Below are 18031 nucleotides of genomic sequence, written 5' to 3'. Positions count from 1 at the left end.
GTTGCTTATTGCAAATCCGCGTCTTCAAAGCTGAAACCGGTGTCTGGCATGATCCAAAAACCGGTCAGGTTTTTACTGTGTGCCGACACCAGTTTTTCTACCACCAGCGGGATCCACGGCGACTCTTGCCAGATGATATCCTGCACCGCCTTATATAAACGGGTCTTTTCTGCCGGATCGTTGGTTTTCAGCGCCTGGGCAAGCTCGTCATCCACCTGCTTATTGCTGTAAAACGCAGTATTAAACAGCGTCGGCGGCCAGTTCTGCGAGGCGAACAGTGGCGATAGCGCCCAGTCAGCTTCACCAGTCGAGGCCGACCAGCCAGTGTAGAACATTCTCACGCCGCTCTCTTTTTGCCCTTTACCTTCAACTTCTGCCGCCCGCTGCCCGGCATCCATCGCAGTCACCTGGGCTTTAATCCCGACCTGCGCTAACTGCTGCTGGGTAAATTGCAGCACTTTCTGCGCGGTGCTGTGGTTATGTGACGACCACAGCGTGGTGCTGAAACCGTTGGGATATCCCGCCTCTTTCAGTAATTCGCGCGCTTTCACTGGATCGTAAGGCCACGGTTTATAACTTTGCGCGTAGGCGATACTCGGCGGTACCACACCAGTAGCTGGCGTTGCATAGCCCGCGAAGGCTACTTTCACCAGCGCCGGGCGGTTAATGGCGTAATTCAGCGCCTCACGGACCTTCGGGTTATCGAACGGCTTTTGCGTCACGTTCATACTGATATAACGCTGCATAATTGACGGACTGGCCATCAACTCGATATTTTTGTTTTTCTCCAGCAGTGCGGCCTGCTCGTAGGGAATGGGGAAAGCAAACTGCGCTTCACCGGTTTGCAGCATTGCCGCGCGGGTGTTGTTATCCGCCACCGGACGCCAGGTTATGCTGTCCAGTTTGGGCAATCCTGGCTGCCAGTAACCCGCGAATTTTTTCACTTTCACAAAATCGGTCTGATTCCAGGTATCCAGTTCATACGGCCCGGTTCCCACCGGATGAAAACCAATATCCTTGCCATATTTTTCCAGCGCTGCCGGTGAAATCATCGCGGTCGCCGGATGGGCAAGAATATTAATAAACGCTGAAAACGGCTGTTTGAGGGTAATCTTTACCGTTGTCGGATCGATCGCTTCCGTTTTGGCAATATTCTTATACAGGTTATAGCGTTTAAGATGATTCGCCGGATCGCTGGCCCGGTCCAGATTCGCTTTTACCGCTGCTGCGTTGAAATCGGTGCCATCCTGGAATTTAATTCCTTCCCGCAGTTTCACGGTGTAAGTAAGGCCGTCATCGGAAACGGTATAACTCTCCGCCAGCACGTTTTTCAGTTTCATCTCTTTATCGAGACCGAACAGCCCCTGGTAAAACGATTTCGCTACGGCCTGAGATAACGTGTCATTCGCGTCATATGGATCGAGCGTGGTGAAGTTCGATCCTACCGCCACCACCACATCTTTGGCAGCGAATGCACAAGATGCCATCAACGCTGTCGCAATGCCCAGCGCCACTAACCCACTACGGTGTACAGCTCTTGCCATTTTATTCTCCGCCTGAATGTTATCTACGCATGAATGCGTATTCTGATTGTGGTTGTGCGACGTAATGCCCCGGCCCGACGCATTGCAACGAGACGGCTGCAACCTCTTCGCCACGCAGATGAATATTGCTGGGAAGATCGTCCGACAGCAGTACACGCTGCGGTCGTTGTCGGGACGGTTCAGCGACCGGAACTGCCGCCAGTAATTTACGCGTATAAGGATGCTGCGGGTTTTCAAAGACCGCGCGCCGTGGACCAATTTCAACAATTTGTCCGAGATACATCACCGCCACACGATGACTAATCCGCTCTACCACGGCCATATCGTGGGAGATAAACAGATACGCAATGCCGAAATCACGCTGGAGATCGAGCAACAAGTTGATAATCTGCCCGCGAATAGATACATCCAGCGCCGAGACGGCTTCGTCGGCAATGATCACTTTTGGATTCAATGCCAACGCGCGAGCAATGCAGATGCGCTGGCGCTGACCGCCGGAAAACTCATGCGGGTAACGCCAGGCATGTTCAGGTAACAGGCCCACGCGCTCCAGCAACCACGCAACGCGTGCAGCCGCTTCTTTACCTGGCAATAAACCGTGTACGCGCAGCGGTTCGATAATCGAATCACCGATGGTCTGACGTGGGTCCAGCGAAGCGTAAGGGTCCTGAAAAATAAACTGAATATCGCGACGCAATGCCTGAAGTTTGCCGGGTGACAAAGTATCGATTCGCTGACCGTTAAAGATAATTTCGCCGCCCTGCGATTCGACCAGGCGCAGCAACGCCCGCCCGGTAGTGGATTTACCGCTGCCAGACTCACCCACCAGCGATAGCGTTTCGCCAGGCCAGAGATCAAAACTGACTTTCTCAACGGCATGCACTTCCCGCGTCACGCGATTCAACAAACCACTGCGCAAAGGGAAACGGGTAACCAGATTACGCACCCGTAAAACAGGTTCGCCATCCACTACCGTCTTCTGCTCGATGGGTGGTTCCTGTTTCACTGGATGTTCAAGCGATATCAATGGGAAACGTCGGGGATAATCTCTCCCTTTCATCGCACCAAGCTGCGGGACAGCAGCTAACAGCGCACGGGTGTAAGGATGTTGTGGTGCATGAAAAATCTGTTTGACGCTACCCGTTTCCACCGCCTCGCCCTGATACATCACCAGTACCCGATCGGCAATCTCTGCCACCACACCCATATCGTGAGTGATAAAGATAACGCCCATCGACATCTCTTTTTGCAATACTTTGATTAATTGCAGGATCTGCGCCTGAATAGTGACATCCAGCGCGGTGGTTGGCTCATCGGCAATCAGCACCGCCGGGCGGCATGACAGTGCCATCGCAATCATCACTCGCTGGCGCATCCCGCCAGAGAGTTGATGCGGATAACGTGAAAGAATGGTTTGTGCCTCCGGAATGCGTACCTGATCCAGCATCCGCTTCGCCTCGACCATTGCTTCTTCACGACTGGCGTTTTGATGCAGACGAATTGATTCGGCAATCTGTTCACCCACAGTAAATACCGGGTTCAGCGATGTCATCGGCTCCTGAAATATCATTGCCATATCCGCACCGCGCACATGGCGCATTTGTGCAGCGCTCTGCTCGCTAAGTTCAATCACTTCGCGAGTGCGCCGCCGCAACAGCATTTGATCGCACTGCACTAAACCGCCCGCCTGTTCCAACAGGCGCATCAGTGCCAGCGCAGTCACTGACTTACCAGAGCCGGATTCGCCAACAATTGCCAGCGTCTTACCACGTTGTAGGCTAAAAGAGAGATTGCGGACCGCAGCTATTTTCTGCTGGTCCTGCCTAAAGGCAATATTCAGATTTTCAACCGCCAGCACATCACCGGCATCAAGTTCATCACTGTGTGGCAACGGTGTCCCCTTTTTCACGGTAGATACCGGTGGTTGGCGTATCGCCTGCGTAGCCCCAGGCGCGATACATTCCTTCGGTGTTAAACGGTAGCGCGACGTTACCTTCATGGTCGATAGCGATTAAGCCACCGTTACCACCAAGCGCAGGGAGTTTTTCCATTACTACCCGCTCGCAGGCTTCCGCGAGACTTAATCCGCCGTAATCCATTAACGCGGCGATGTCATATGCCGCCAGCGCGCGGATGAAGACTTCGCCCGTGCCGGTACAAGAAACCGCCACACTGGCGTTATTGGCGTAGCATCCGGCGCCCACTAAGGGACTATCGCCAACTCGTCCGGGTAATTTATTGGTCATTCCGCCTGTGGACGTGGCTGCCGCCAGATTGCCGTCTAAATCCAACGCCACGGCACCCACGGTGCCCATTTTCTGTTTTTCATCCAGTGGCGCACCGCTATGGTCGAGAACCGTTGCCCCTTCCTCGCGCGCTGCCAGGAGTTGTTCATAACGCAAAGGCGTGGAGAAAATCTCCGGCGAGACGCGCTCCATGCCATGAGCAAACGCAAAATTTTCTGCCCCTTCGCCAATCATCATCACATGCGGGCTTTGCTCCATCACCAGGCGGGCAGCAAGAACCGGATTACGCAGATGACTCACGCCCGCCACCGCACCGGCTTTCAGGGTGTTACCATCCATCACACAGGCGTCGAGTTCATGCGTTTCATCTCGCGTAAAGACTGCGCCAATTCCGGCGTTAAACAGTGGACACTCTTCCAGCAGACGCACCGTTTCCGTCACCACATCCAGCGCACTTTCGCCCGCTTCCAGCATTTTCTGCCCGGTTTCAACAATGGCAGACAACGCCTCAATGTAGCGTAATTCCTGTTGCAGACTCATCTGCGCGCGGCTAATTGCACCTGCGCCACCATGAATTGCAATGACTGCTTTGCCCATAGTATTCGTCCATTAAGGATGGCTCGCCACTTTTGCTATAAATATCAGAATTTTTATGAATTACTCATTCAATTTTTGAATATAGAAAGATGGATATGGCATGTAAAGGCAGGAGCCAGCGCTACGCCCGAGGTGGCATACAGTCTGTGGCGTTTTTCTGACATAATAGGCAAATTCGATTTTGCCTCCGCAGGAGTGTTTTCATGGAATTTACCACCGGATTGATGTCGCTCGACACCGCGCTTAATGAGATGCTTTCTCGCGTTACCCCACTGACCGCCCAGGAAACGCTGCCACTGGTACAGTGTTTTGGTCGTATTCTGGCGAGCGATGTCGTTTCGCCACTGGATGTCCCGGGGTTTGATAACTCCGCTATGGACGGCTACGCGGTGCGTTTAGCCGATATCGCCTCCGGGCAACCGCTGCCCGTTGCCGGTAAATCCTTTGCCGGTCAGCCGTACCATGGTGAATGGCCTGCGGGTACCTGCATTCGTATTATGACCGGTGCGCCGGTGCCGGAAGGCTGCGAAGCGGTGGTGATGCAGGAACAGACCGAACAGACTGACGCTGGCGTGCGTTTTACTGCTGAAGTGCGTAGCGGGCAAAATATTCGCCGTCGCGGTGAAGATATCTCTGCGGGTGCGGTTGTTTTCCCAGCGGGAACACGCCTGACTACCGCAGAGCTGCCAGTAATTGCTTCACTGGGGATTGCCGAAGTTCCGGTGATTCGTAAAGTGCGTGTAGCGCTGTTTTCTACCGGTGATGAACTCCAGTTGCCAGGCCAGCCACTGGGCGACGGCCAAATCTACGATACCAACCGTCTCGCCGTACACCTGATGTTAGAACAGCTGGGATGCGAGGTAATCAACTTAGGGATTATCCGCGACGATCCCCATGCCCTGCGCGCCGCTTTTATTGAAGCCGATAGCCAGGCAGATGTGGTGATCAGTTCCGGCGGTGTTTCAGTGGGTGAAGCGGATTACACCAAAACCATTCTTGAAGAGCTGGGGGAGATCGCCTTCTGGAAGCTGGCGATTAAACCAGGTAAACCGTTCGCGTTCGGTAAACTCAGCAATAGCTGGTTCTGCGGCCTGCCGGGTAATCCGGTTTCAGCAACGCTGACCTTCTATCAACTGGTACAGCCGTTACTGGCAAAATTGAGCGGCAACACCGCCAGCGGCCTGCCAGCGCGTCAGCGCGTACGCACGGCTTCTCGCCTCAAGAAAACGCCTGGTCGCCTTGATTTCCAACGTGGTGTGCTGCAACGTAATGCTGACGGTGAACTGGAAGTCACCACCACCGGGCATCAGGGCTCACATATATTTAGCTCTTTTAGCCTCGGCAACTGCTTTATCGTACTGGAACGCGAGCGCGGCAATGTAGAAGCGGGCGAATGGGTGGAAGTAGAACCGTTTAACGCGTTATTCGGAGGCCTGTAATGGCGGAACTCAGCGATCAGGAGATGCTGCGCTACAACCGGCAAATCATTCTGCGCGGTTTTGATTTTGACGGTCAGGAGGCGCTAAAAGATTCTCGTGTGCTGATCGTCGGCCTCGGTGGACTCGGCTGTGCAGCTTCGCAGTATCTGGCAAGCTCCGGTGTCGGCAACCTGACGCTGCTCGACTTCGACACGGTTTCGCTCTCGAATCTGCAACGCCAGACTCTGCACAGTGATGCCACGGTCGGGCAACCGAAGGTGGAATCCGCCCGAGACGCACTGGCGCGGATCAATCCACATATCGCGATTACGCCGGTAAATGCGTTGCTTGATGACGTGGAGCTTGCTGCATTGATCGCTGAACACAATCTGGTGCTCGACTGCACGGATAACGTTGCGGTACGTAATCAATTGAACGCTGGCTGTTTTGCCGCAAAGGTGCCGCTGGTTTCCGGGGCGGCAATTCGTATGGAAGGACAAATCACGGTCTTCACTTATCAGGACGGCGAACCGTGCTACCGCTGCCTTAGCCGTTTGTTTGGCGAGAACGCGCTAACCTGCGTAGAAGCAGGCGTGATGGCACCGTTGATCGGCGTAATTGGTTCGTTGCAGGCAATGGAGGCGATCAAACTGCTGGCAGGTTATGGCAAACCGGCCAGCGGGAAAATCGTCATGTACGATGCGATGACCTGCCAGTTTCGCGAAATGAAACTGATGCGTAACCCGGGGTGTGAGGTGTGCGGGCAGTAATTGCCAGCCCCAGGCCTGATAAGTTGCGACAAGCGTCGCATCAGGCATTTGCTCCAGACGCCAGATGCGGCGTGAACGCCTTATCTGGCCTACGGTTCGGGCGCAGATTTCCAGGCGCGGCAAGCGTTGGTGCACTCCACCACGTTATCAGCAATTGATGAGGATGCAGAACGTCCTGTTAAATCGACGTTCTGCCAAAAGCCCCCTGCCAGTCCTGCTCAAACTTCGCCACGGCGGCGTCAACTGCCGGATAGCTAATCATCTGCTGCGCCACATCCAGTGGCAGAGTAATTGATTCACATCCTGCCAGTAAGCAGTCCAGCGCCTGACGCGGGGTTTTAAAACTCGCGGCTAACACTTTCGCCTGCGGCGCATGCATTTTCAATAACTGGTGTAAATCGGTCACAGTTTGCATACCGCTACCGCCCTGAGCATCAATTCGGTTGACGTAAGGTGCAACGTACTCCGCACCTGCCAGCGCCGACAGCAGCCCTTGTGCCGCGCCATACACTGCCGTACCCAGCGTCGGAATACCTTCTGCTTTTAACATTTTAATAGCAGCCAGCCCCTCGGCAGTCACCGGAACTTTCACCACGATATCTGCAATAATAGAACGCAGTTTACGTGCATCATTCACCATCCCTTCGGCAGTGGTAGCCATTACCTGGGCAAACAGACGCCCCTGACCGCCCATCGCTTCGTGAAGCTCCGGAAGTACCACCTCCAGCGGTTTTTTACCCGCGGCGATAATACTTGGGTTAGTGGTCACACCCGCCAGCGGAAAAATACGTGACAGTGTCTTCACCGCAACAACGTCTGAAGTATCCAGATACAGTTCCATAACCATCCTCAAAATGTACTTTTTGTCTGAATGTAGACTATCACGGGAAAACTCTCTGAACAGTTGACGCACATCAATCTAACTTTCATTCGAAAGTATTTTAATGTTTGAACGAAACAGAGAGGCAACTATGATTTTCAATATTCAGCGCTACTCGACCCATGACGGCCCCGGTATCCGCACGGTCGTTTTTCTTAAAGGCTGTTCACTGGGCTGCCGCTGGTGTCAGAACCCGGAAAGCCGCGCCCGCACGCAGGATCTTCTGTATGACGCACGTCTGTGTCTGGAAGGCTGCGAGCTGTGCGCTAAGACCGCGCCGGAAGTGATTGAGCGCGCGCTGAATGGTTTGCTTATTCATCGGGAAAAGTTAACCCCGGAGCATCTGACGGCGTTAACCGACTGCTGCCCGACACAGGCGTTAACCGTGTGTGGTGAAGTGAAAAGCGTTGAGGAGATCATGGCGACCGTTCTGCGCGACAAACCGTTTTACGATCGCAGCGGCGGCGGCTTAACGCTTTCCGGTGGTGAGCCGTTTATGCAGCCGGAAATGGCGATGGGGCTACTGCAAACCAGCCACGAAGCCGGTATTCATACTGCGGTAGAAACCTGTCTGCATGTGCCGTGGAAATACATCGCCCCTTCTCTGCCGTATATCGATCTGTTTCTTGCCGATTTAAAACACGTTGCCGACGTGCCGTTTAAACAGTGGACCGACGGTAACGCCGCCAGAGTGCTGGATAACCTGAAAAAACTCGCAGCGGCGGGGAAAAAAATCATCATCCGCGTGCCGTTGATTCAGGGCTTTAATGCCGATGAAACCTCTGTGAAAGCCATTACCGATTTTGCCGCCGACGAGCTGCACGTCGGCGAAATTCATTTCCTGCCCTACCACACGCTGGGCATCAACAAATATCACTTACTTAATCTGCCCTATGACGCCCCGGAAAAACCGCTTGATGCGCCAGAACTGCTCGACTTTGCCCTGCAGTATGCCTGCCAGAAAGGGTTAACCGCGACCTTACGAGGATAACAACCATGACCACACTGAAACTGGACACGCTCAGCGACCGCATTAAAGCGCACAAAAATGCGCTGGTGAATATTGTGAAACCGCCGGTCTGTACCGAGCGCGCGCAGCACTATACCGAGATGTATCAACAACATCTCGATAAGCCGATCCCGGTACGTCGCGCTCTGGCGCTGGCCCATCACCTGGCGAATCGCACTATTTGGATCAAGCACGATGAGTTGATCATCGGCAACCAGGCAAGCAAAGTTCGCGCCGCGCCGATCTTCCCGGAATATACCGTCTCCTGGATCGAAAAAGAGATTGATGATCTGGCGGATCGTCCGGGTGCAGGTTTTGCGGTGAGCGAAGAGAACAAACGCGTTCTGCATGAAGTGTGCCCGTGGTGGCGCGGTCAGACGGTACAGGATCGCTGCTATGGCATGTTTACCGATGAGCAAAAAGGCCTGCTGGCGACCGGTATCATTAAAGCGGAAGGTAATATGACCTCCGGCGATGCGCACCTGGCGGTCAATTTCCCACTGTTGCTGGAAAAAGGGCTTGATGGTTTGCGCGAGAAAGTGGCGGAGCGCCGCTCGCGTATTAACCTGACCGTGCTGGAAGATCTGCACGGCGAGCAGTTCCTGAAAGCGATTGATATCGTGCTGGTGGCGGTCAGTGAACATATTGAACGTTTCGCTGCCCTGGCGCGTGAAATGGCCGTTACCGAACCCCGCGAAAGCCGTCGCGATGAACTGCTGGCGATGGCCGAAAACTGCGACCTTATCGCCCACCAGCCGCCGCAGACTTTCTGGCAGGCGCTGCAACTGTGCTACTTCATCCAGTTGATTTTGCAGATCGAATCCAACGGACACTCGGTATCGTTTGGTCGTATGGACCAGTATCTCTACCCGTACTATCGCCGCGACGTTGAACTGAACCAGACGCTGGATCGCGAACACGCCATCGAGATGCTGCATAGCTGCTGGCTGAAACTGCTGGAAGTGAACAAGATCCGCTCCGGCTCGCACTCAAAAGCCTCTGCGGGAAGTCCGCTGTATCAGAACGTCACCATTGGCGGGCAAAATCTGGTTGATGGTCAGCCGATGGACGCGGTGAATCCACTCTCTTACGCGATCCTTGAATCCTGCGGTCGCCTGCGTTCGACGCAGCCTAACCTCAGCGTGCGCTACCACGCGGGAATGAGTAACGATTTCCTCGATGCCTGCGTACAGGTGATTCGCTGCGGCTTCGGGATGCCCGCGTTCAACAACGACGAAATCGTCATCCCGGAATTTATTAAACTCGGTATTGAACCGCAGGACGCTTACGACTACGCGGCGATTGGCTGTATCGAAACCGCCGTCGGTGGCAAATGGGGCTATCGCTGCACCGGGATGAGCTTTATCAACTTCGCCCGCGTGATGCTGGCGGCGCTGGAAGGCGGTCGTGATGCCACCAGCGGCAAAGTGTTCCTGCCACAAGAAAAAGCGTTGTCAGCGGGTAACTTCAACAACTTCGATGAAGTGATGGACGCGTGGGACACGCAAATCCGTTATTACACCCGTAAATCAATCGAAATCGAATATGTCGTCGACACCATGCTGGAAGAGAACGTGCACGATATTCTCTGCTCGGCGCTGGTGGATGACTGCATTGAGCGAGCGAAAAGTATCAAGCAAGGCGGCGCGAAATATGACTGGGTATCGGGCCTGCAGGTCGGCATTGCTAACCTCGGCAACAGCCTGGCGGCAGTGAAGAAACTGGTGTTTGAACAGGGCGCGATTGGTCAGCAACAACTGGCTGCCGCACTGGCGGATGACTTCGACGGCCTGACGCACGAGCAGCTGCGTCAGCGGCTGATTAACGGCGCGCCGAAGTACGGCAACGACGATGATACTGTCGATACGCTGCTGGCTCGCGCTTATCAGACCTATATCGACGAACTGAAGCAGTACCATAATCCGCGCTACGGTCGTGGTCCGATTGGCGGCAACTATTACGCGGGTACGTCGTCTATCTCCGCTAACGTACCGTTTGGCGCGCAAACTATGGCAACGCCGGACGGGCGTAAAGCCCACACCCCGCTGGCAGAAGGCGCAAGCCCGGCTTCCGGTACTGATCATCTTGGCCCTACTGCGGTCATTGGCTCGGTGGGTAAACTGCCTACGGCAGCGATTCTCGGCGGCGTGTTGCTCAACCAGAAACTGAATCCGGCAACGCTGGAGAACGAATCTGACAAGCAGAAACTGATGATCCTGCTACGTACCTTCTTTGAGGTGCATAAAGGCTGGCATATTCAGTACAACATCGTTTCCCGCGAAACGCTGCTGGAAGCGAAAAAGCATCCGGATCAGTACCGCGATCTGGTGGTGCGCGTAGCGGGTTATTCCGCCTTCTTCACTGCGCTCTCTCCAGACGCACAGGACGATATCATCGCCCGTACTGAACATATGCTGTAATCTCCTTCGCCCGGTAACGGTTGTTGCCGGGCGAAAATACTCATCCCATCGATATTATTTTAATCCGAAATAAATTTGTGCTCCGCGTCACATTGTCATTACACTGTGGCGGTTTGCATTCATTGTCAGGAGCACATCTATGAGCGTAAAAGTTATCGTCACAGACATGGACGGTACTTTTCTGAGCGACGCCAAAACGTACAACAATGAGCGTTTTATGGTGCAATATCAGGAACTTAAAAAGCGCGGCATTGAGTTCGTTGTCGCCAGCGGTAATCAGTATTACCAGCTTATTTCGTTCTTTCCTGAGCTAAAGGATGAGATCTCTTTTGTCGCGGAAAACGGCGCACTGGTTTACGAACATGGCAAGCAACTGTTCCACGGCGAACTGACCCGACATGAATCAAGAGTTGTCATTGGTGAACTGCTGAAAGACAAGCAGCTCAATTTTGTTGCCTGCGGTTTGCAAAGCGCGTATGTCAGTGAGAATGCGCCAGAAGCATTCGTCGCGCTAATGGCAAAACACTACCATCGTCTGAAACCTGTGAAAGATTACCAGGATATTGATGATGTACTGTTCAAGTTTTCGCTCAACCTGCCTGACGAACAAATCCCGTTAGTGATCGACAAACTGCATATTACGCTCGATGGCATTATGAAGCCCGTCACCAGTGGTTTTGGCTTTATCGACCTGATTATTCCTGGCCTGCATAAAGCGAATGGTATTTCGCGGTTACTGAAACGCTGGGATCTGTCACCGCAAAATGTGGTAGCGATTGGCGACAGCGGTAACGATGCGGAGATGCTGAAAATGGCGCGTTATTCCTTTGCGATGGGCAATGCTGCGGAAAACATTAAACAAATCTCCCGTTACGCTACCGATGATAATAATCATGAAGGCGCGCTGAATGTGATTCAGGCGGTGCTGGATAACACCGCTCCTTTCAATAAGTAACCTTTTCCCGGCCGGAGCAATCGTTCCGGCATCTCTCTTTTTTGCTCACTTTGTGCACTTACTCAAGATTTTCATCTTGCGTTAACTTATTTTTAACTTAAAGTATCAATCATAACTATTTTCACTTTCGAACGAAAGTTGTGAGGTTGATATGACTTTTACCTATGAGACACTGCCAACAGATGCGAAAACGGCTATCCGTAAGATGAAAGCGGAGCTGCGACAACAGATCGGCGATGTACAACAGGTCTTCGATAAACTCTCTGCAAAAATCGAAGCACGTGTAGCAGAAATAGACGCCCTCAAAGGGCAAGGATTACCGGTTTGGCCGGAAGTCCCATATAGCGACGTTGCAGCAGGTACAGTGAGTGAAGCCACGCGCAATGAAATTAAACGTCGCGGCTGTGCAGTAATTAAAGGCCATTTCCCCCGCGAACAGGCACTGGCATGGGATCGCGCAATGCTTGACTATCTTGATGCCAATCATTTTGATGATGTTTATAAAGGTCCCGGCGACAGCTTCTTTGGATCGCTGGAGGCATCTCGTCCTGAAATCTACCCTATTTACTGGTCGCAGGCACAAATGCAGGCGCGACAAAGTGACAATATGGCGGCGCTGCAATCTTTCCTTAACCGCCTGTGGAAGTCTGAAAGCAACGGCAGGCAGTGGTTTGATCCCGATATTAGCGTGATCTATCCGGACAGGATCCGCCGCCGCCCACCAGGCACGACGTCTAAAGGTCTGGGTGCACACACTGATTCTGGGGCGCTGGAACGTTGGTTATTACCCGCTTATCAGCGTGTTTTTGCCCATGTTTTCAACGGTAATGTCGACGATTACGATCCGTGGGATGCTGCATACCGTACTGATGTTGAAGAGTACACGGTAGATAACACCACAAAATGTTCGGTGTTCCGCACTTTTCAAGGCTGGACGGCGCTTTCCGATATGTTACCAGGACAGGGATTATTGCATGTGGTGCCAATCCCGGAAGCGATGGCGTATGTTTTATTGCGCCCACTGCTGGATGACGTACCGGACGATGAGTTGTGTGGGGTCGCTCCTGGCAAAGTTCTGCCCATTTCAGAGAGATGGCATCCACTACTGATTAAAGCACTCACTTCCATTCCAGCTATTACAGCGGGGGATTCCGTCTGGTGGCACTGCGACGTGATCCACTCCGTCGCACCGGTAAATAATCAACAAGGCTGGGGGAATGTGATGTATATCCCTGCCGCGCCGATGTGTGAGAAAAACCGGGCTTATGCGCATAACGTCAGGAAAGCACTGGAAAAAGGGGCATCACCGGGCGATTTCCCTCGAGAAGATTATGAAGCAAACTGGGATGGCCGATTTACGCTGGATGATCTGAACATTCACGGTAAGCGCGCGCTGGGCATGGATGTTTGAGAGGTGATGGATTAGTAGAAGTGAATTGATGTGAGGTTAAGAAAGCAGGTTCGGTGTTGCTCTGATTGCTGACAAAGTGCGCTTTGTTCATGACGGATGCGGCGTTAACGCCTTATCCGGTCTACAAAGTCCTGAAAATTCAATATATTGCGATACGCTGTCAGGCCTGATAAGCGTAGCGCATCAGGCAATTTTGCATTTGTCATCAGTTTCAGTAGCCCTGACCCTATCAGGGCTACTGATAATAACTTACTCGATCCCTTTACTACGCAGGTAATCTTCGTAATTACCGCTAAAGTCGATCACGCGTTCCGGGGTGATTTCCAGAATGCGGGTCGCCAGGGAGCTTACAAACTCACGGTCGTGAGAAACAAAGATCAGCGTTCCCTGATACAGTTCCAGCGCCATGTTCAGCGACTCGATAGATTCCATATCCAGGTGGTTGGTCGGTTCGTCCATGATTAGAATATTTGGTTTCTGCATCATTAACTTACCAAACAGCATCCGCCCTTTTTCCCCACCGGAAAGCACATTAGCTGGTTTTTTGATGTCGTCCTGGCTGAACAGCAAACGACCGAGAATGCTGCGTACCGCCTGCTCGTCATCGCCTTCCTGCTTCCACTGACTCATCCATTCGAATACGGTCAGATCATTTTCGAACTCATATTCGTGGTCCTGGGCGTAGTAACCAATGCGCGCGTTTTCAGACCATTTTACGGTGCCGCTGTCCGGTTGCAGATCGCCCACCAGCGTTTTCAGCAGCGTTGATTTACCGACGCCGTTGGTACCCAGTACCGCCAGTTTTTCACCCACTTCCAGCAGCAGGTTGAGATTTTTAAACAGGGGACCGTTATCAAACCCTTTGGTCAGACCTTCCACTTCCAGCGCGTTACGGAACAGTTTCTTATCCTGTTCAAAACGGATGAACGGGTTCTGACGGCTGGAGGCTTTCACCTCTTCAAGTTTGATTTTATCAATCTGGCGTGCGCGCGAAGTTGCCTGGCGAGATTTCGAGGCGTTGGCACTAAAGCGGCTAACGAAAGATTGCAACTCAGCAATCTGCGCTTTCTTCTTGGCGTTATCAGCCAGCAGACGTTCACGCGCCTGAGTCGCCGCCGTCATGTACTCATCGTAGTTGCCCGGATAAACGCGCAGTTCACCGTAATCCAGATCCGCCATGTGGGTACAAACCATGTTAAGGAAGTGACGGTCGTGCGAGATGATGATCATGGTGCTGTCACGCTCGTTCAGCACCTGTTCCAGCCAACGAATGGTGTCGATGTCGAGGTTGTTGGTCGGTTCGTCGAGCAGGAGAATGTCCGGATCAGCAAACAGCGCCTGCGCCAGCAGCACACGCAGCTTCCAGCCAGGAGCAACTTCACTCATCGGGCCGTAGTGCTGTTCCACTGGAATTCCCACGCCAAGCAACAGTTCACCGGCGCGAGCTTCCGCAGAGTAACCGTCCATTTCGCCGTATTTCACTTCCAGATCGGCCACTTTATAGCCGTCTTCTTCACTCATTTCCGGCAAAGCATAGATGCGGTCGCGCTCCTGCTTCACTTCCCACAACTCTTTATGCCCCATGATCACCGTATCCAGCACGGTGAACTCTTCAAAGGCAAACTGATCCTGACGCAATTTACCAATGCGCTCGTTGGGATCGAGGGAAACGTTACCCAGCGTCGGCTCTAAGTCGCCGCCGAGGATCTTCATAAAGGTGGATTTACCACTACCGTTCGCGCCAATCAGGCCGTAACGGTTGCCGCCGCCAAACTTGACGGAAATGTTTTCAAACAACGGCTTACTGCCGAACTGCATGGTGACGTTACTGGAAACTAACACAGGCGTATCCTGAAAAGAGATATGACAAACCGCGTATTATGCCATAAGTCTGAAAGAAGATCCCGTCCCCCGCTTAAGGTCTACACTCTTCCCAAAGGCAAAAAATGTGATTTCGTACACATCTGATTTCACTGTGAGCTGGAATGAACTTATAATGCGCTTCCAATACTCTAATATTCTCAACCCAATGGCCTGCCAGGCACTAAATCTCGCTTAACATGAATATGAAATTGAAAACATTATTCGCAGCGGCCTTCGCTGTTGTCGGCTTTTGCAGTACCGCCTCTGCGGTAACTTATCCTCTGCCAACCGACGGGAGTCGCGTGGTTGGTCAGAATCAGGTGATCACCATTCCTGAAGGTAACACTCAGCCGCTGGAGTATTTTGCCGCCGAGTACCAGATGGGTCTTTCCAACATGATGGAAGCTAACCCGGGTGTGGATACCTTCCTGCCGAAAGGCGGTACTGTACTGAACATTCCGCAGCAGCTGATCCTGCCGGATACCGTTCATGAAGGCATTGTCATTAACAGCGCAGAGATGCGTCTCTATTACTATCCGAAAGGCAGCAACACCGTTATCGTGCTGCCCATCGGCATTGGTCAGTTAGGCAAAGACACGCCTATCAACTGGACCACCAAAGTTGAGCGTAAGAAAGCAGGCCCGACCTGGACGCCGACCGCAAAAATGCACGCAGAGTACCGCGCTGCGGGCGAACCGCTTCCGGCTGTCGTTCCGGCAGGTCCGGATAACCCGATGGGGCTGTATGCACTCTACATCGGTCGCCTGTACGCTATCCATGGCACCAACGCCAACTTCGGTATCGGTCTGCGTGTAAGTCATGGCTGTGTGCGTCTGCGTAACGAAGACATCAAATTCCTGTTCGAGAAAGTACCGGTCGGTACTCGCGTACAGTTTATTGATGAGCCGGTAAAAGCGACCACCGAGCCTGACGGCAGCCGTTATATTGAAGTCCATAACCCGCTGTCTACCACCGAAGCCCAGTTTGAAGGTCAGGAAATTGTGCCAATTACCCTGACCAAGAGCGTGCAGACAGTAACTGGTCAGCCTGATGTTGACCAGGTTGTTCTGGATGAAGCGATCAAAAATCGTTCCGGGATGCCGGTTCGTCTGAATTAATCGTCAAAACGTAAAACAGAGGCGGACTCATCATCCGCCTTTTTTATTTGCCAGACCCTACCAGGCCGGGAGCATAACGAATAAAACGTATCCCACCAGCGCCGCCCACAACAGCATCGGTATCGAATAAAGATGAAAACGCCACCAGATACGGCGATCGTTCGCCATCCGTAATGCAATCAAATTTGCCAGCGATCCGGGTAATAAACCAAAGCCACCGACGTTTACCGCCCATGCCAGTAATAAAGACGGTGGCACATAATTGAGGAGCAAAATCGTGCTCGGCACATTACTGATCACCTGCGATAAACCAATTGCCGTTAACCATAATCCGGGTTCGGATAAATGGCTCACATTGCTCAACACGCCCTGCAAAGCTGGCAGTTGGGTCAGCAAATGGACGTCGATAAACATCGCCATAAATACCAGCAGCAGCGTCCAGTCCACGCTGATCACCACGCGACGAGCCAGCAGCGCAAAGCCCGCCGCTACAATCACCAGTCCCCACAGCTCTTGTTTTAACTCCAGCGCCGTCAGAAAGACGATATACAGCCCCAGACAACTCCACACCAGCCGCGGTTTCCACTCAGGTGTTTGCGCCCCCGTATGATATTGCAGCGCCTTTCCAGGGAAACAACACCAGCACAGTAGCAGGAGTGTCAGCATCATTGCGCCAGCCAGCGGTGCCATTTGGGCAATAAACCCGGCAAACGAAAGACCAGAACGACCCCAGATAAGAATATTTTGCGGGTTGCCAATCGGCGTCAGTAGCGAACCCGCATTGACTGCCAGCGCCTCAAAAATAATCAGTCGATTAACCGGGATCTCACACAGTCTTTTTAGCGTGATGGTCAGCGGAACAACTATAAACAGCGCGACATCGTTGGTCAGAAAGGTAGAAAGTAGCGCCGCCGCCAGCACCATAAACATCGCCAGCCGTCGCTCCGTAGCAAAGCGGCGCACCATTTTGCGCCCCAGCACATCAAAATAACCGCTTAACTCCACACCTTTGGTCAGCAGCATCAGACCGCTTAAGGTGATGATGGTGTGCCAGTCGATAGCAGCAGGCCAGGATTTCGGTGCAAAGGGAACAAAAAAACTTAATCCGATGCCAACAAGAATTAATAACTGAAAAAAACGATCGCCTTGCAGCGTGCGTAAAAAAGGCAGGCTCATTTGGCACCGTGTTTCTGGGTAAACAAACGAAAGGCATCCAGCGTCTCTTCACTAACATGGTGCTCCATGCCTTCCGCGTCGCGACGGGCGATTTCCGGACTGACGCCCAACACCAACAAGAAATTTTCGACTATCTGATGTCGCTCGCGGCTTTCCTGCGCCAGTTTCTCTCCTTCTGCCGTTAAAAACACGCCACGCCAGGGGATCATTTCAATCAGCCCCATGGTTGCCAGTCGTTTGAGCATTTTAGCCACCGTCGGTTGCGAAACGCCCAGACGAGCAGCCATGTCCACCTGACGAGCTTCCCCCACTTCCCTGATCAAGTCAGAAATCAGCTCAACGTAATCATCAATAAGCTCGCGCCGGTGTGCCTCTCTGACCTGGCGGAACCCTTCAACGTGCTCTTCCACATTCACTAACTGCGTCACTTTTTTTGCTGTTGGCGTACCTGCGCGACGACTCATTGTGCTTCCTCATTATGGTGACGCATACATAGCGTTCTCATTTCGTGCGCACATTGTAAACCAGAGTTGCGAAGGTACAAAAAATTAACGTTTTAGCAATAGCTATATAATATAGCCTGTGCTATATCTGTATGTAATGCAATCATCCCTCAAGGATCGA

At 52.7% G+C, this 18031-nt stretch carries 14 protein-coding genes; 7 read left to right on the top strand and 7 right to left on the bottom strand.

Annotated features, from left to right (window positions below):
* Positions 1-5: 5 nt before the first annotated feature.
* Genes gsiB through iaaA form a run of 3 tightly spaced genes read right to left on the bottom strand, consistent with a single transcriptional unit; the run spans position 6 to position 4387 of the window.
* On the bottom strand, positions 6-1544 hold the full coding sequence (gene gsiB / locus BGE37_RS05495; protein WP_105277053.1) for a glutathione ABC transporter substrate-binding protein GsiB: 1539 nt from the start codon (positions 1542-1544) through the stop codon (positions 6-8).
* A 19-nt stretch (positions 1545-1563) separates the two neighbouring features.
* Entirely contained in the window at positions 1564-3435 is a 1872-nt protein-coding gene (gsiA, locus tag BGE37_RS05490; RefSeq protein WP_105287853.1) for a glutathione ABC transporter ATP-binding protein GsiA, read from the bottom strand.
* Positions 3422-4387, bottom strand: coding sequence for a beta-aspartyl-peptidase (gene iaaA / locus BGE37_RS05485; RefSeq protein ID WP_105287852.1), 966 nt, complete (start codon positions 4385-4387; stop codon positions 3422-3424). Before iaaA ends, gsiA begins: the two co-directional genes overlap by 14 nt.
* 203 nt (positions 4388-4590) lie before the next feature.
* On the opposite strand from iaaA, the gene moeA reads away from it, so the two are divergent.
* The gene (gene moeA, locus BGE37_RS05480) at positions 4591-5826 is read left to right on the top strand and encodes a molybdopterin molybdotransferase MoeA (protein WP_001550883.1); all 1236 of its coding nucleotides are present in this window, start codon (positions 4591-4593) and stop codon (positions 5824-5826) included.
* Positions 5826-6575: a molybdopterin-synthase adenylyltransferase MoeB gene (gene moeB / locus BGE37_RS05475; protein WP_105271712.1), complete on the top strand. Its 750-nt coding sequence runs from the start codon at positions 5826-5828 to the stop codon at positions 6573-6575. The genes moeA and moeB overlap by 1 nt, the downstream gene beginning before the upstream one ends.
* Before the next feature lie 178 nt (positions 6576-6753).
* Here the strand turns inward: moeB and fsa are convergent, their stop codons facing one another.
* Positions 6754-7416, bottom strand: a complete 663-nt coding sequence (gene fsa / locus BGE37_RS05470) for a fructose-6-phosphate aldolase (protein WP_105287851.1) — start codon at positions 7414-7416, stop codon at positions 6754-6756.
* Between the two features lie 130 nt (positions 7417-7546).
* Between fsa and BGE37_RS05465 the strand changes: the two genes are divergently transcribed.
* From BGE37_RS05465 to BGE37_RS05450, 4 genes are all read left to right on the top strand, one after another.
* A complete protein-coding gene (locus BGE37_RS05465) occupies positions 7547-8446 on the top strand; it encodes a glycyl-radical enzyme activating protein (RefSeq protein ID WP_105287850.1) in 900 nt (299 codons plus the stop codon).
* 5 nt (positions 8447-8451) lie between these two features.
* A complete protein-coding gene (locus BGE37_RS05460; RefSeq protein WP_105287849.1) occupies positions 8452-10884 on the top strand; it encodes a glycyl radical protein in 2433 nt (810 codons plus the stop codon).
* A gap of 139 nt (positions 10885-11023) precedes the next feature.
* The gene (gene ybiV / locus BGE37_RS05455; RefSeq protein WP_105277050.1) at positions 11024-11839 is read left to right on the top strand and encodes a sugar-phosphatase YbiV; all 816 of its coding nucleotides are present in this window, start codon (positions 11024-11026) and stop codon (positions 11837-11839) included.
* Between the two features lie 151 nt (positions 11840-11990).
* Entirely contained in the window at positions 11991-13250 is a 1260-nt protein-coding gene (locus BGE37_RS05450) for a DUF1479 domain-containing protein (RefSeq protein ID WP_105277049.1), read from the top strand.
* Positions 13251-13499: 249 nt separating this feature from the next.
* Here the strand turns inward: BGE37_RS05450 and BGE37_RS05440 are convergent, their stop codons facing one another.
* Positions 13500-15092, bottom strand: a complete 1593-nt coding sequence (locus tag BGE37_RS05440; RefSeq protein ID WP_074501063.1) for an ABC-F family ATPase — start codon at positions 15090-15092, stop codon at positions 13500-13502.
* A 218-nt stretch (positions 15093-15310) separates the two neighbouring features.
* Between BGE37_RS05440 and ldtB the strand changes: the two genes are divergently transcribed.
* Positions 15311-16231 (top strand): L,D-transpeptidase, encoded by a 921-nt coding sequence (gene ldtB / locus BGE37_RS05435; RefSeq protein ID WP_105287848.1) that lies wholly within the window; start codon positions 15311-15313, stop codon positions 16229-16231.
* A gap of 57 nt (positions 16232-16288) precedes the next feature.
* On the opposite strand, the gene BGE37_RS05430 is transcribed toward ldtB, so the two are convergent.
* Together BGE37_RS05430 and mntR are read right to left on the bottom strand one after the other, a co-directional pair.
* Positions 16289-17407, bottom strand: a complete 1119-nt coding sequence (locus BGE37_RS05430) for an anion transporter (RefSeq protein WP_105287847.1) — start codon at positions 17405-17407, stop codon at positions 16289-16291.
* Positions 17404-17871 carry a manganese-binding transcriptional regulator MntR gene (mntR, locus tag BGE37_RS05425; protein ID WP_000091016.1) on the bottom strand — a complete coding sequence of 156 codons (468 nt, stop codon included), beginning with the start codon at positions 17869-17871 and terminating at the stop codon, positions 17404-17406. The genes BGE37_RS05430 and mntR overlap by 4 nt, the downstream gene beginning before the upstream one ends.
* Between the last annotated feature and the right edge of the window lie 160 nt (positions 17872-18031).

The organism is Escherichia sp. MOD1-EC6300 (assembly GCF_002965045.1).
Classification (GTDB): domain Bacteria; phylum Pseudomonadota; class Gammaproteobacteria; order Enterobacterales; family Enterobacteriaceae; genus Escherichia; species Escherichia coli_F.
The sequence above is the reverse complement of the archived record's forward strand: the minus strand, read 5'-3'. Positions and strand labels throughout refer to the sequence as shown.